This is a genomic window from Pseudomonas sp. PDM10 (assembly GCF_014852295.1).
In the GTDB taxonomy this organism is placed as follows: domain Bacteria; phylum Pseudomonadota; class Gammaproteobacteria; order Pseudomonadales; family Pseudomonadaceae; genus Aquipseudomonas.
Genome location: NZ_JACVBJ010000001.1, coordinates 115,289 through 129,468 on the forward strand (window position 1 = coordinate 115,289; position 14,180 = coordinate 129,468).

A 14,180-nucleotide genomic window follows, 5' to 3' on the forward strand; every position below is an offset into this window, starting at 1 on the left:
AACGAGTGTCTCTGATCGCTTCTGACCACTTCCGCATCGTTGTCGGCCTCGGCAAGAGCGGCATGTCTCTGGTTCGCTTCCTGGCGAACCGGGGCACGTCGTTTGCTGTCGCCGACACGCGGGAAAATCCACCGGAACTGGCCACGCTCAAGCGTGACTATCCGCACGTGGAAGTGCGTTGTGGCGAGCTGGACGTCGAATTCCTGTGCCGCGCCGACGAGCTCTACGTGAGCCCCGGCCTGGCGCTGGCGACCCCGGCCCTGCAGGCTGCCGCCGCCCGTGGCGTGAAATTGTCCGGTGACATCGAGCTGTTCGCACGTAACGCGAAGGCGCCGATCGTCGCCATCAGTGGTTCCAACGCAAAAAGCACCGTCACTACACTGGTCGGCGAGATGGCTGCGGCGGCCGGCAAGCGAGTCGCCGTTGGCGGCAACCTCGGTACGCCGGCACTGGACCTGCTCAGCGACGACGTCGAGCTGTACGTGATGGAACTGTCGAGCTTCCAGCTCGAAACCACCGATCAACTCAACGCCGAAGTGGCGACCGTGCTCAACGTCAGCGAAGACCACATGGACCGCTACAGCGGTCTGCCGGCTTATCACCTGGCCAAGCACCGGATCTTCCGGGGTGCCAAGCAGTTTGTGGTCAACCGCCAGGATGCCCTGAGCCGTCCGCTGATTGGCGAAGGTCAGCCATGTTGGACCTTCGGTTTGAGCAAACCTGATTTCAAGGCATTCGGTATCCGCGAAGAAGACGGCGAGAAGTACCTGGCCTTCGAATTCCAGAACCTGATGCCGGTGCGCGAGTTGAAAATTCGCGGTGCCCACAACCAGTCCAATGCCCTGGCGGCATTGGCCCTGGGCCACGCCGTCGGTCTGCCGTTCGACGCCATGCTGTCGAGCCTGCGCACCTTCGCCGGGCTTGAGCATCGCTGCCAGTGGGTCCGTGACTTGAATGGCGTGAGCTACTACAACGATTCCAAAGCCACCAACGTCGGCGCCGCACTGGCTGCCATCGAAGGCCTGGGCGCGGACATTGACGGCAAACTCGTGCTGATCGCCGGTGGCGACGGCAAGGGGGCCGAGTTCAAGGACTTGCGTGATCCGGTGGCGGCCAACTGCCGCGCCGTGGTGCTGATGGGCCGTGACGCCGAGCTGATCGCTCAGGCCATCGGCGATGCCGTGCCACTGATTCGCGTCAACTCGCTGATCGAAGCGGTCGAGCAATGCCGCGCCATCGCAGAGACGGGCGACGCTGTGCTGCTGTCGCCGGCCTGCGCCAGTTTCGACATGTTCAAGAATTACGAAGACCGTGGTCACCAGTTCGTCCGCGCTGTGGAGGATCTGGTATGAGCCTGAGAAACATCATCAAGCCGTACCCGTCGCCGATCATCACCGGGCGCGGCATCGACCTCGACTTCCCGATGCTCGCCGGCTGCCTGGCATTGATCGGCCTCGGGCTGGTCATGATTGCATCGGCCTCGACCGAAGTGGCGGCTGTGCAGTCGGGCAGCGCCCTGTACTACATGATCCGCCACCTTATCTACATCGTGCTGGGCCTGGGTGCCTGCGTCGTCACCATGATGATTCCGATCGCCACCTGGCAACGCCTGGGCTGGCTGATGCTGATTGGTGCGTTCGGTTTGCTGGTGATGGTGATCATCCCGGGGATCGGCCGTGAAGTGAACGGTTCGATGCGCTGGATCGGCTTCAGTTTCTTCAACGTTCAGCCGTCGGAAATCGCCAAGGTATTTGTCGTTATTTACCTTGCCGGTTACCTGGTGCGTCGCCAGAAAGAAGTGCGTGAAAGCTGGATGGGCTTCTTCAAGCCGTTCATCGTTCTGCTGCCAATGGCGGGTCTGTTGCTGATGGAGCCGGACTTCGGTGCCACCGTCGTGATGATGGGGGCTGCTGCTGCGATGCTGTTCCTTGGCGGGGTCGGCCTGTTCCGTTTTTCCTTGATGGTTGTCCTGGCGGTCGCAGCGGTGGTGTTGCTGATTCAAGTGCAGCCGTATCGAATGGCGCGCCTGACCAACTTTGCGGATCCGTGGGCCGACCAGTTCGGTGCCGGCTATCAGTTGTCTCAAGCGTTGATCGCTTTTGGTCGCGGCGAATGGCTGGGCGTTGGCCTGGGCAACAGCGTGCAGAAACAGTTCTACCTGCCGGAAGCCCACACCGACTTCGTGTTCTCGGTCCTGGCCGAAGAACTGGGCGCCGTCGGTTCTTTGTGCACGGTAGCGCTGTTCGTCTTTGTCTGTATTCGTGGCATGTACATCGGTTATTGGGCCGAGAAGGCCAAGCAGTTTTTCGCCGCCTACATCGCGTACGGCTTGTCGTTCCTGTGGATTGGTCAGTTCCTGATCAACATCGGGGTGAACGTCGGTCTGCTGCCAACCAAAGGTCTGACCCTGCCGTTCCTCAGTTACGGCGGTAGCTCGTTGGTGATCTGCTGTGCCTGTCTTGGCTTGTTGCTGCGCATTGAATGGGAAAGTCGAACCCACTTGGGCAGCGAAGAGATGGAATTCCATGAGAGCGACTTCGCCGAGGAGCCGACCCATGGGCGCTAACGTATTGATCATGGCGGGCGGCACCGGTGGCCACGTGTTCCCGGCGCTGGCGTGTGCTCGCGAATTCCAGGCCCGTGGTTACACCGTGCATTGGCTCGGGACACCGCGCGGCATCGAGAACGATCTGGTTCCGGTGGCCGGCATCGAACTGCATCGGATCAATGCCAGCGGATTGCGTGGCAAGGGCAAATTGTCCCTGCTCAAGGCGCCGTTCATGTTGCTCAAGTCGATCTGGCAGGCGCGGGCGATCATTCGTCAGCTGCGGCCGGTGTGTGTCGTCGGCTTTGGTGGTTTTGTGACCGGTCCTGGTGGGGTTGCCGCCAAACTGGCTGGCGTGCCGGTGATCGTTCACGAGCAGAACGCCGTGGCCGGTACCGCCAATCGGTTGCTGGTGCCGTTGGCCGCCCGAGTCTGTGAAGCGTTCCCCGACACCTTTACCCTGTCGGGCAGCCGTCGGACCACCGGTAACCCGGTGCGCACCGAGCTGTTCCTCGAAACACCGCGACAGGCTCTGGCCGGTCGCAAGGCGCGTTTGCTGATCCTGGGTGGAAGCCTGGGCGCAGAACCGTTGAACAAGTTGCTGCCTGAAGCCCTGTCGCAAGTCGCCCCCGACCTGCGCCCGGAAGTGTTTCATCAGGCCGGCAAAAACCACGATGAAGTGACTGCAGAGCGCTATCGCGCGGCTGGCGTCGAGGCGCAAGTGCAGCCTTTCATCAAAGACATGGCCCAAGCCTATGGCTGGGCCGACCTGGTGGTGTGCCGCGCAGGCGCGTTGACCATCAGTGAACTGGCCGCCGCCGGTCTGCCCTCGATGCTGGTGCCTTTGCCCCACGCGATCGACGATCACCAGACCCGCAACGCCGATTATTTGGCCCGTGAAGGCGCTGCCTTCCTGATGCCGCAAAGAACGACTGGCGCAGCGGATCTTGCCGCACGCCTGACAGAGGTCCTGATGCAACCACAACGACTCACCGCCATGGCCACCGCGGCACGCCGCCTGGCCAAACCCGATGCAACCCGTAACGTGGTCGATACCTGCCTGGAGGTGGCCCATGGTTGAGAATCAGAAAGCCATGCCGCAACCGGAAATGCGCCGCATCCGTCGCATCCACTTCGTCGGGATCGGCGGCGTGGGCATGTGCGGCATTGCCGAAGTGTTGTTGAACCTGGGCTATGAAGTGTCCGGTTCCGACCTGAAAGCGTCGCCGGTGACCGAGCGTCTCGAGTCCTTCGGTGCCCAGATCTTTATCGGCCACCGCGCCGAGAACGCTGCGAACGCCGATGTGCTGGTCACCTCCAGTGCCGTGAACACGTCCAACCCGGAAGTCGCCACGGCCATGGAGCGCCGCATACCGGTGGTGCCTCGCGCTGAAATGCTGGCTGAGCTGATGCGCTACCGTCACGGCATCGCCGTCGCCGGCACGCACGGCAAAACCACCACCACCAGCCTGATCGCTTCGGTGTTTGCCGCCGGTGGCCTGGACCCGACATTCGTGATCGGTGGCCGTCTGAATGCCGCGGGCACCAATGCCCAGCTTGGCACCAGCCGTTACCTGATCGCTGAAGCTGACGAAAGCGACGCCAGCTTCCTGCACTTGCAGCCGCTGGTGGCCGTGGTCACCAACATCGACGCCGACCACATGGCGACCTACGACGGTGACTTCAACAAACTGAAGAAAACCTTCGTCGAGTTCCTCCACAACCTGCCGTTCTACGGTCTGGCGGTGGTGTGCCTGGACGATCCGGTGGTGCGTGAAATCCTGCCGTTGGTGAAACGTCCGACCGTCACTTATGGCTTCGGTGACGACTGCGACGTGCGCGCGATCAATGTGCGTCAGCAGGGCATGCAGACCTTCTTTACCGTGCTGCGTCCTGATCGCGATCCGCTGGATGTCTCGGTGAACATGCCGGGCAACCACAACGTGTTGAACGCACTGGCAACCATCTGCATCGCCACCGATGAAGGCGTCAGCGATGAAGCCATCGTCCAGGGCCTGTCCGGGTTCCAGGGTGTCGGTCGACGCTTCCAGGTCTACGGCGAACTGCCGGTAGACGGTGGCAGCGTGATGCTGGTCGACGACTACGGTCACCACCCGACCGAAGTCGCCGCAGTTATCAAAGCCGTGCGCGGTGGCTGGCCGGAGCGCCGTCTGGTGATGGTCTACCAGCCGCACCGTTACAGCCGCACCCGTGACCTATACGACGATTTCGTCAATGTATTGGCCGACGCCAACGTCCTGCTGCTGATGGAAGTCTACCCGGCCGGTGAAGAACCGATCCCGGGTGCAGACAGCCGCAAGCTGTGCAACAGCATCCGTCAGCGCGGTCAGCTCGACCCGATCTACATCGAGCGCGGTGTTGACCTCGCGCCGGTGGTCAAGCCGCTGCTGCGTGCTGGCGACATCCTGCTGTGTCAGGGCGCCGGTGACATCGGTGGTCTTGCACCGAAACTGTTGAAAAGTCCGTTGTTCGCAGGCGCCGTTGCTGCGCCGACTGTGGGGAAGTTGAAATGACTGCTGCTTACGCCAACCTCGTCTCCACTGTTGCGCCGAAAGATTTCGGCCGCGTCGCCGTGCTCTTCGGCGGCAAGAGTGCCGAGCGTGAGGTTTCCCTGAAGTCGGGTAACGCGGTTCTCGACGCGCTGCTAAGCGCCGGTGTGGACGCGTTTGGTCTCGACGTGGGCGATGATCTCTTGCAGCGTCTGCTGAACGAAAAAATCGATCGCGCCTTCATCATTCTCCACGGTCGTGGCGGTGAAGACGGCAGCATGCAGGGCCTGTTGGAATGCCTGGGTATTCCGTACACCGGCAGCGGCATTCTTGCTTCCGCGCTGGCCATGGACAAGCTGCGGACCAAACAGGTCTGGCACAGCCTGGGTATTCCGACGCCACGCCATGCCGTACTGAGTTCTGAGGCCGATTGTATTTCGGCGGCGACGGAACTGGGCTTCCCTTTGATCGTCAAACCGGCCCATGAAGGTTCAAGTATCGGGATGGCCAAAGTGAGTTCCGCGTCGGAGTTGATCGACGCGTGGAAAGCGGCCAGTACCTACGATTCGCAAGTGTTGGTCGAGCAATGGATTCAAGGTCCGGAGTTCACCATCGCCACCCTGCGTGACCAGGTGTTGCCACCGATTGCCCTGGGCACGACGCACAGCTTCTACGACTACGACGCCAAGTACGTGGCTTCCGATACCCAGTACCGGATTCCGTGTGGCCTGGACAGCAACAAAGAAAAAGAACTGATGGACCTCACGGCGAAAGCCTGTGAGGCGCTGGGTATCGCCGGTTGGGGCAGGGCTGACGTGATGCAGGACGCCGACGGGCAGTTCTGGTTCCTGGAAGTCAATACCGCACCGGGCATGACCGATCACAGTCTGGTGCCGATGGCGGCTCGTGCTGCCGGTCTGGATTTCCAGCAACTGGTTCTGGCGATTTTGGCCGCCAGCATTGCCGGCAACAACGAGCCGCGAGGTTAAGACCATGCAAGGCGCACAGCTGAGACATCAGCCCTCCGCACCACCCGGCCGCAAGCCGGTACCGCGGGGTGCCAGCCGAATGGTGGCCAAAGAGCCGATGTCTGCGCGCCTGCCGAAAGCCAATTTTGGTTTTCTGAAAAGCCTGTTCTGGCCCGTGCTGTTGGTCGCACTGGGTTTCGGTACTTACGAAGGCGCACAGCGATTGCTGCCGTACGCCGACCGGCCGATCACCAAGATCAACGTGCAGGGCGACTTGAGTTACATCAGCCAGCAAGCGGTGCAGCAGCGGATCGCCCCGTACGTGGCGTCGAGCTTCTTCACCATCGACCTGGAGAGCATGCGCACCGAGCTTGAAACGATGCCATGGATTGCCCACGCCGAAGTGCGTCGGGTGTGGCCGGATCAAGTGGTGATCCGCCTGGAAGAACAACTGCCGGTGGCCCGTTGGGGCGATGAATCGCTGTTGAACAACCAGGGCCAGGCGTTCACCCCGCGTGAGCTGGCGAACTACGAACACTTGCCACAGCTGTTTGGCCCACAACGGGCCCAACAGCAAGTGATGCAGCAATACCAGGTGCTGAGCCAGATGCTCAGGCCGTTGGGCTTCTCGATTGCACGCCTGGAATTGCGTGATCGAGGTAGCTGGTTCCTGACCACCGGCGCCGGCAGCGCGGGTCCGGGAATCGAACTGTTGCTGGGACGCGGCAACCTGCTGGAAAAGATGCGCCGCTTCATTGCCATCTATGACAAGACGCTTAAAGAACAGATTACGAACATTGCGCGCATCGATCTGCGCTACGCCAACGGCCTCGCTGTTGGCTGGCGGGAACCTGTAGCGCCCACGACAGCCCAACCCGCTGTCGCGAAGAATTAAGAAGAGGCAGGACCATGGCAAACGTGCAAAGCGGCAAAATGATCGTCGGTCTCGATATCGGCACCTCCAAAGTGGTGGCGCTGGTCGGCGAGGTCTCGGACGACGGCACGCTGGAAATCGTCGGGATCGGTACCCATCCGTCCCGTGGCCTGAAGAAAGGCGTGGTGGTGAACATCGAGTCCACCGTGCAATCGATCCAGCGCGCGATCGAAGAGGCGCAGCTGATGGCTGGTTGCCGCATTCACTCGGCGTTCGTCGGCGTGGCGGGCAATCATATCCGCAGCCTGAACTCCCACGGCATCGTGGCGATTCGTGATCGCGAAGTCAGCGCCGCCGACCTTGAGCGCGTGCTCGACGCCGCCCAGGCTGTAGCGATCCCGGCTGACCAGCGCGTGCTGCACACCCTGCCGCAGGATTACGTGATCGATAACCAGGAAGGTGTTCGTGAGCCTCTGGGCATGTCGGGCGTACGTCTGGAAGCCAAGGTTCACGTGGTCACCTGCGCCGTCAATGCCGCACAGAACATTGAAAAATGCGTGCGTCGCTGCGGCCTGGAAATCGACGACATCATTCTCGAGCAACTGGCTTCGGCTTACTCGGTCCTGACCGACGACGAGAAAGAACTGGGCGTGTGCCTGGTGGACATCGGTGGCGGCACCACTGACATCGCGATCTTCACCGAAGGTGCGATCCGTCACACCGCGGTCATCCCGATTGCGGGCGACCAGGTAACCAACGATATCGCCATGGCGTTGCGCACCCCGACCCAGTACGCCGAAGAAATCAAGATTCGCTACGCCTGCGCCCTGGCCAAACTGGCCGGTGCCGGTGAAACCATCAAGGTTCCAAGCGTTGGCGACCGTCCACCGCGCGAGCTGTCCCGTCAGGCCCTGGCCGAAGTGGTCGAGCCGCGTTACGACGAGCTGTTCACGCTGATCCAGGCCGAACTGCGTCGCAGTGGCTACGAAGACCTGATCCCGGCCGGCATCGTGCTGACCGGTGGTACGTCGAAGATGGAAGGCGCAGTCGAACTGGCCGAGGAAATCTTCCACATGCCGGTGCGCCTGGGCGTGCCGCATGGCGTCAAGGGCCTGGACGACGTGGTCCGCAACCCGATTTATTCCACTGGCGTTGGCCTGTTGATGTACGGCCTGCAGAAGCAGTCCGACGGGATTTCCTTCTCGGGCATCAGCAGCCGCGACAGCTACAGCAATGAAGAACCGAAAGCCGCCTTGCTCGATCGCATCAAGAGCTGGGTACAAGGCAACTTCTAACGAAGCAGATTCAAGCGACAAGTTTCAAGCGGCAAGCGGTAAAAGCAGCAAAACGCAGTAGGCGAAAAAACTAGAGAAATGAAAGGAGAGGGAAAATGTTCGAACTCGTAGACAACATCCCCGCAAGCCCGGTTATTAAAGTTATCGGTGTTGGCGGAGGCGGCGGCAACGCCGTCAACCACATGGTCAAGAGCAACATTGAAGGCGTTGAATTCATCTGCGCCAACACTGATGCCCAAGCGCTGAAAAGCATCGGCGCGCGGACCATCCTGCAACTGGGCACCGGCGTGACCAAAGGTCTCGGCGCTGGCGCCAACCCTGAAGTAGGTCGTCAGGCCGCTCTCGAAGATCGCGAGCGCATTGCCGAAGTCCTGCAGGGCACCAACATGGTGTTCATCACCACTGGCATGGGCGGTGGTACCGGTACCGGTGCTGCGCCGATCATTGCTGAAGTGGCCAAGGAAATGGGGATTCTCACCGTTGCGGTGGTGACTCGTCCGTTCCCGTTTGAAGGTCGCAAGCGCATGCAGATCGCCGATGAAGGCATCCGTCTGCTGTCTGAAAGCGTCGACTCGTTGATCACCATTCCCAACGAGAAGCTGCTGACCATCCTTGGCAAGGACGCAAGCCTGCTGTCTGCATTCGCCAAGGCCGACGATGTATTGGCCGGTGCCGTTCGCGGTATCTCCGACATCATCAAGCGTCCGGGTATGATCAACGTCGACTTTGCCGACGTGCGTACCGTGATGAGCGAAATGGGCATGGCGATGATGGGCACTGGCTGCGCCAGCGGTCCAAACCGTGCACGCGAGGCCACCGAAGCGGCCATTCGCAACCCGTTGCTGGAAGACGTGAACCTGCAAGGTGCACGCGGCATCCTGGTGAACATCACCGCCGGTCCTGACCTGTCCCTGGGTGAGTACTCCGACGTGGGTAGCATCATCGAAGCTTTCGCTTCCGAGCACGCGATGGTCAAGGTCGGTACCGTTATCGATCCGGACATGCGCGACGAGCTGCACGTAACAGTAGTAGCCACTGGTTTGGGCGCGAAAATCGAGAAGCCTGTGAAGGTTATCGACAACACCATGCACACCTCCGTGGCTTCGCAACCGCAGCAACAAGCGACTTCCCGCCAGGAAGCGCCTGCTGTGAACTACCGTGACCTGGACCGTCCGACCGTCATGCGCAACCAGGCTCAGGCCGGTGCTGCGACTGCCGCGAAGATGAACCCGCAAGATGATCTGGACTACCTGGACATCCCGGCTTTCCTGCGTCGTCAGGCCGATTAATGGAATGTATCAGGGCTATGAAGGTGATTGGTGTTCAGCAAAGGTCTGGTCTGCTATCATCGCCAGCCTTTGTTGATACCAGTTCGCAATTTGCGCTGAAGCGGCCCAAGCCATGATTAAACAACGCACACTGAAAAATATTATCCGTGCTACAGGTGTAGGCCTGCACTCCGGGGAAAAGGTATACCTGACCCTCAAGCCCGCACCTATCGACACCGGCATTGTGTTTGTTCGTGCCGATCTCGACCCTGTGGTGCAGATTCCTGCCCGCGCGGAAAACGTTGGTGAAACCACGATGTCGACCACATTGGTCAGTGGTGACACCAAAGTGGATACGGTGGAGCACTTGCTCTCGGCCATGGCTGGCCTGGGCATCGATAACGCCTACGTCGAGCTCTCCGCGTCTGAAGTTCCGATCATGGATGGTAGCGCTGGACCTTTCGTATTCCTGATTCAATCGGCCGGCCTGGAAGAACAGGACGCACCGAAGAAGTTCATCCGGATCCTGCGGGAAGTGACAGTGGAAGACGGCGACAAGCGCGCCACTTTCGTCCCTTTCGAAGGCTTCAAGGTGAGTTTCGAGATCGATTTCGATCACCCGGTTTTCCGTAACCGCACACAAAGTGCAAGCGTGGATTTTTCCAGCACTTCGTTCGTAAAAGAAGTCAGCCGCGCCCGTACCTTTGGTTTCATGAGTGACATCGAGTACCTGCGCAAGCACAACCTCGCACTCGGCGGCAGCGTTGAAAACGCTATTGTGGTCGACGCGGATGGTGTACTGAACGAAGACGGCCTTCGCTATGAAGACGAATTCGTGAAGCACAAGATCCTCGATGCAATTGGTGACCTCTACCTGCTGGGCAATAGCCTGATTGGTGAGTTCAAGGGCTTCAAGTCCGGACATGCATTGAACAACCAGCTGCTGCGCAAGTTGATTGAGCAGACAGATGCTTGGGAAGTCGTGACTTTCGAAGACGCCAGCTCTGCACCGATCTCTTACATGCGTCCAGTTGCGGCCGTGTAAGTAAAAAACCTCTCTAGTTTTTTAAAGGCTACCTTCGGGTGGCCTTTTTTTATGCCTGCGGGAATGGTTCCCACGCTCTGCGTGGGAATGCAGCCCGGGACGCTCCGCGTCCCTTTCCAGAGTTGGAACGCGGAGCGTCCCTTGAGGCATTCCCACACAGAGCGTGGGAACGATCTCCTCGATCAGGCAGCGACCACCCGATTACGCCCACTTTCCTTGGCCTGATACAGCGCCTTGTCCGCTGCAAACAATAGCTGTTCCAGACTGATCTCGGCGGAGGTGGTCCAGGTGCTGATACCGATACTGACAGTAATTGGCGACTCGGCACCTGCCACCAGCGGCAATTGTTCCACTGTCGCGCGGATGTGTTCGGCAATCTGTTGCGCACCCTGGCTGTCGGTTTCCGCGAGAATCACCGAAAACTCCTCACCGCCATAACGGGCGACCAGATCGGCTGGTCGCCTCACATTGTCGGAGATCACCTTGGCCACCGAGCGCAACGCATCGTCGCCAGCCTGATGCCCATGACGATCGTTGAACGCCTTGAAATGGTCGGCATCAATCATCAGCAGCGACAATGGCTGGCCGGAACGTTGAGCGCGGAACCACTCATGACGCAGGACCTGATCCAGCGTTCGGCGGTTGGCCAGGCCGGTCAAGGCATCGGTGGCCGCCAGTTGCGCCAGTTCCTGTTCGGCGTTGTGGCGCAGGCGCAGTTCCCGGCTGAGCAGCCAAGTCAGCCAGAGCAAGCCGATGCACAGCGCAATAGTCGCAACGCTGACCACCACCGCCGTGCGCTTCCACGACGCAAACACTTCATCACTGGACAGTGCAACGATGACGATCAACGGCAAGTTGCCCACCTTGGAGAACGTGTACAGGCGTTTGTCCTTATAGTGGCTTGAAACACTGGTGAAGCTGCCGTTGCCTTCCTTGACGATGCGCTGAAAGTTGGGACGGTTGCTGAAGTCCTTGCCAATCAGCTCTTCGGCCAAGCGGGGTTCCTGGGCCAGAAGAATCCCGTCCGAGCTGATCAGGTTGACCGAGCTGTCGCGACCGATGCTCAAGCTGTTGAACAGTTGATCGAAATAACTCAAGCGCATGGCGGCTTCGGCCACGCCAAGAAATTCACCCTGTGAGCCGCTGACCCGGCGACTGAAGCTGATTCGCCATTCATGTTCAGGCAGTCTGGAACGGAAGGGACGGCTGATGAACATGCTCGGGTCGCGATTGTTCACGTGCGACTGAAAGTATTCGCGGTCAGCAAAATTGCCCTTTCTGGGCTCTACCGAGGCCGAGTCGGCGATCACGTCGCCCTTGTTGTCCAGCAACAAAATGTCGCCCTTGTACGGCGCGGCAGTGGCGCGGTCAAACAAGGCCAGATGGCGGATGGCAGGGGAAACGTTCTTGAGGTCTTCACGCTGGGAGGCGGCGATCAAGCCGAGCAAGGACAGGTCATAGAGTTCGACATTGCGCAGCACGTCGGCGTCGATCAGTTGCACGATGTTGGTGGCTGCGCGAGTGGCGGAGTGTTCAGCATTGGCGCGTTCGCGAATGAGCAGGAACGTCACGATGCTTGATATCGCAATCACCAGCAGCAAACTGCCGAGAAGCAGAAGCTGCTCCGATCGCGTCGACCGGATCGGATGGTGAGAAATTGCAGTGCTCACACTCATGGTTCTGACTTCTGCTAATGAGGCGTTATGAAAGTGTTTTGCAAGACTCAGGCAGAATCCCAGATACCCTTTGCGTTCGGAGCGCCTGTATAAATCCCGGATAAAAAAAAGGCCAGCAAAACATGCTGGCCTTTTACTTATAGAAGCTTAGAAGACATTGAGCGGGTAGTCGACGATCACCCGGTATTCATCGGTGTCCTGATCCAGCGCGCCGTAGCCGTTGCCTCCACGGTTGGTCGCCCATTGCAGACGCAGCGCCAGGTTTTTGGCCTTGCCGCCCTGAACCACATAGTTGAGATCTATGTCGCGTTCCCAGTGCCTGGCGTTTTTGCCATCAGCGCTGTACCACGAGGCATAACCGGGGCTGGCCGGATCGACCTTGGTCAGGTCGAGTTCCCCTTGGGAGTAAGAGACCGCCGAGGTCAAGCCGGCAAGGCCGAGCCCGACAAAGTCGTAGGCGTACTTGAGTTTCCATGAGCGTTCGTTCGGGCCGTTGAAGTCCGAATACTGCTGGGAATTGTCGAGGTAGACGCTGTCGCCCTGGCTGATGTAGTCGAATGGTGTGTTGCCGTTGACCCGTTGATAGGCCGCGGTAACGCTGTGATTGCCCGCCCCCACGGTGAAATGCAGGCTGTAGGTGTTGTTGTCGATGTGGCCCAGCAGCGCATCGCCGGTGTCTTGCGTGTGATAGGCATGCAGACCCGGGTTGAGGCTGACCAGATCGTTCAAGGCGTAGGTGTAATCCAGATCGTAGTAATACTGGTTCCAGATGTCCTTGAGTTCGGAAGCATAGAGGCTGCTGGTTAACCCCGGCAGGCCGCTCCAGGCCACGCCGGCCCAATTCAGGTGCTTACTTTCGTCACCGTCGGCCAGGCTGCCGTAGGACGTGCCGATTCGGGTGTGTCCACTCTGGTTGTAAGGCTTGGTGAAACTCGCCTGGCCACCTTCGATCATCCAGCCGTCAAAACTGTGGTTGGTCAGGCTGACGCCGCGAAAGGTCTGGGGCAGCATGCGGGTTTCGCCGCCGGCGATCACCGGGTTGGCGAGAAACAAGTCACCGGCCTTCAGTTCGGTGTCGAAGGCACGCATTTTCAGCGTGCCGCCCGCCGTCGAGAACGAACCTGGCGCTTTGCCGTTGCCATCGCTGACCGGCAGGATGCTCGAATTATCAGTGCCGCCACCGCCGTCGAGCTTGAGCCCGAGCATGGCGTGGGCGTCAATACCGAAACCGACGCTGCCTTGGGTGTAGCCCGATTCGAAGGTGCCGAGGAAACCCTGGCCCCATTCAATGTTGTCGTCCGTCTGCTGCAGGCGGTTGCGGTTCATGTAGTAGTTACGGGCGTTGAGGTTGAGGCTCGATCCTTCAACGAAACCTTCGGCGTTTGAGTCGTCTGCGGCGTGAGCGGCAGGCGTCACCGTTGCAGCAATTGCAATGAATAACGGGCTGTATCTGAGAGGGAAACGCACTAGCGGTAAAGCTCCTTGGGTCAACTAAGAGCCTCATTGTTTTGAGACTCAGGATGTTTCTTGTTAGGGAAGACGAACTAAAGCTGTTTAAAACCACAACGAAAAAAAGCCGCTGATAGCAGCGGCTTTGAAGACAACTTTTCAAAGGGAAGAGCCGATGAAAAGTGTCGAGGGAAACAGAGTGATACGGGGCAATCAGCTGTCTTTCTCAACCACTGGCTGGGCCTGAGTACTCGACGCTTGAGGGGTTTGCGCAGCTTCCTGGGCCTTGGCTGTCATTTCGCTCTGATACTGTTCGAATGCAGCAGCGCGGGCGGAGTTTTGCGCGACGAACGTCTGCGACTCTTCAGCGATGGCGAACGGAGACAGAAACAAAGAGGACAAAACGAAAGCGCTGGCAATACCCATAGTGTTGGACATCTTTAAAACCTTCTTGCTTGGCAAGTGCTGTTTGGTGAGGCCAAGATAAGGGGGATTCGCGCGGGGAAAAAGAGCGGATTCATGAAAGGACTGTTGCGTTTAAAGCAACAGT

The 14,180-nt window shown here is 59.4% G+C and carries 12 protein-coding genes; 9 read left to right on the plus strand and 3 right to left on the minus strand.

The genetic code is table 11. The features are described 5' to 3' along the window. Positions 1 to 5: 5 nt before the first annotated feature. The 9 genes from murD (at position 6) to lpxC (ending at position 10,505) form a co-directional block, all read left to right on the plus strand. Entirely contained in the window at positions 6 to 1,352 is a 1,347-nt protein-coding gene (gene murD / locus IB252_RS00570) for a UDP-N-acetylmuramoyl-L-alanine--D-glutamate ligase (RefSeq protein WP_111451316.1), read from the plus strand. Continuing rightward, a complete protein-coding gene (gene ftsW / locus IB252_RS00575) occupies positions 1,349 to 2,566 on the plus strand; it encodes a putative lipid II flippase FtsW (RefSeq protein ID WP_111451317.1) in 1,218 nt (405 codons plus the stop codon). Before murD ends, ftsW begins: the two co-directional genes overlap by 4 nt. Continuing rightward, positions 2,556 to 3,626 (plus strand): undecaprenyldiphospho-muramoylpentapeptide beta-N-acetylglucosaminyltransferase, encoded by a 1,071-nt coding sequence (murG, locus tag IB252_RS00580; RefSeq protein WP_111451318.1) that lies wholly within the window; start codon positions 2,556 to 2,558, stop codon positions 3,624 to 3,626. The genes ftsW and murG overlap by 11 nt, the downstream gene beginning before the upstream one ends. Beyond that, the gene (murC, locus tag IB252_RS00585) at positions 3,619 to 5,079 is read left to right on the plus strand and encodes a UDP-N-acetylmuramate--L-alanine ligase (RefSeq protein ID WP_192406240.1); all 1,461 of its coding nucleotides are present in this window, start codon (positions 3,619 to 3,621) and stop codon (positions 5,077 to 5,079) included. Before murG ends, murC begins: the two co-directional genes overlap by 8 nt. Then, complete coding sequence (locus IB252_RS00590) at positions 5,076 to 6,044, plus strand: D-alanine--D-alanine ligase (protein ID WP_111451320.1); 969 nt, start codon at positions 5,076 to 5,078, stop codon at positions 6,042 to 6,044. Before murC ends, IB252_RS00590 begins: the two co-directional genes overlap by 4 nt. A gap of 4 nt (positions 6,045 to 6,048) precedes the next feature. Next, the gene (locus IB252_RS00595; protein ID WP_056740930.1) at positions 6,049 to 6,918 is read left to right on the plus strand and encodes a cell division protein FtsQ/DivIB; all 870 of its coding nucleotides are present in this window, start codon (positions 6,049 to 6,051) and stop codon (positions 6,916 to 6,918) included. Between the two features lie 14 nt (positions 6,919 to 6,932). Continuing rightward, positions 6,933 to 8,192 (plus strand): cell division protein FtsA, encoded by a 1,260-nt coding sequence (gene ftsA / locus IB252_RS00600; protein WP_046048247.1) that lies wholly within the window; start codon positions 6,933 to 6,935, stop codon positions 8,190 to 8,192. 95 nt (positions 8,193 to 8,287) lie between these two features. After that, positions 8,288 to 9,481, plus strand: coding sequence for a cell division protein FtsZ (gene ftsZ / locus IB252_RS00605; protein WP_192406241.1), 1,194 nt, complete (start codon positions 8,288 to 8,290; stop codon positions 9,479 to 9,481). A 112-nt stretch (positions 9,482 to 9,593) separates the two neighbouring features. Then, positions 9,594 to 10,505 (plus strand): UDP-3-O-acyl-N-acetylglucosamine deacetylase, encoded by a 912-nt coding sequence (gene lpxC, locus IB252_RS00610; protein ID WP_111451323.1) that lies wholly within the window; start codon positions 9,594 to 9,596, stop codon positions 10,503 to 10,505. 182 nt (positions 10,506 to 10,687) lie between these two features. Here the strand turns inward: lpxC and IB252_RS00615 are convergent, their stop codons facing one another. The 3 genes from IB252_RS00615 to IB252_RS00625 form a co-directional block, all read right to left on the minus strand. Then, positions 10,688 to 12,181 (minus strand): sensor domain-containing diguanylate cyclase, encoded by a 1,494-nt coding sequence (locus IB252_RS00615; protein ID WP_111451324.1) that lies wholly within the window; start codon positions 12,179 to 12,181, stop codon positions 10,688 to 10,690. A gap of 147 nt (positions 12,182 to 12,328) precedes the next feature. Next, the gene (locus IB252_RS00620) at positions 12,329 to 13,648 is read right to left on the minus strand and encodes an OprD family porin (RefSeq protein WP_192406243.1); all 1,320 of its coding nucleotides are present in this window, start codon (positions 13,646 to 13,648) and stop codon (positions 12,329 to 12,331) included. Between the two features lie 195 nt (positions 13,649 to 13,843). Beyond that, on the minus strand, positions 13,844 to 14,068 hold the full coding sequence (locus IB252_RS00625) for a hypothetical protein (RefSeq protein WP_056743541.1): 225 nt from the start codon (positions 14,066 to 14,068) through the stop codon (positions 13,844 to 13,846). Positions 14,069 to 14,180 lie beyond the last annotated feature (112 nt).

Coding starts and splice junctions, on each gene's coding strand:
- ftsW (WP_111451317.1), top strand. CDS start 1,349: ATGAGCCTGAGAAACATCATCAAGCCGTACCCGTCGCCGATCATCACC.
- murG (WP_111451318.1), top strand. CDS start 2,556: ATGGGCGCTAACGTATTGATCATGGCGGGCGGCACCGGTGGCCACGTG.
- murC (WP_192406240.1), top strand. CDS start 3,619: ATGGTTGAGAATCAGAAAGCCATGCCGCAACCGGAAATGCGCCGCATC.
- IB252_RS00590 (WP_111451320.1), top strand. CDS start 5,076: ATGACTGCTGCTTACGCCAACCTCGTCTCCACTGTTGCGCCGAAAGAT.
- IB252_RS00595 (WP_056740930.1), top strand. CDS start 6,049: ATGCAAGGCGCACAGCTGAGACATCAGCCCTCCGCACCACCCGGCCGC.
- ftsA (WP_046048247.1), top strand. CDS start 6,933: ATGGCAAACGTGCAAAGCGGCAAAATGATCGTCGGTCTCGATATCGGC.
- ftsZ (WP_192406241.1), top strand. CDS start 8,288: ATGTTCGAACTCGTAGACAACATCCCCGCAAGCCCGGTTATTAAAGTT.
- lpxC (WP_111451323.1), top strand. CDS start 9,594: ATGATTAAACAACGCACACTGAAAAATATTATCCGTGCTACAGGTGTA.
- IB252_RS00615 (WP_111451324.1), bottom strand. CDS start 12,181: ATGAGTGTGAGCACTGCAATTTCTCACCATCCGATCCGGTCGACGCGA.
- IB252_RS00625 (WP_056743541.1), bottom strand. CDS start 14,068: ATGTCCAACACTATGGGTATTGCCAGCGCTTTCGTTTTGTCCTCTTTG.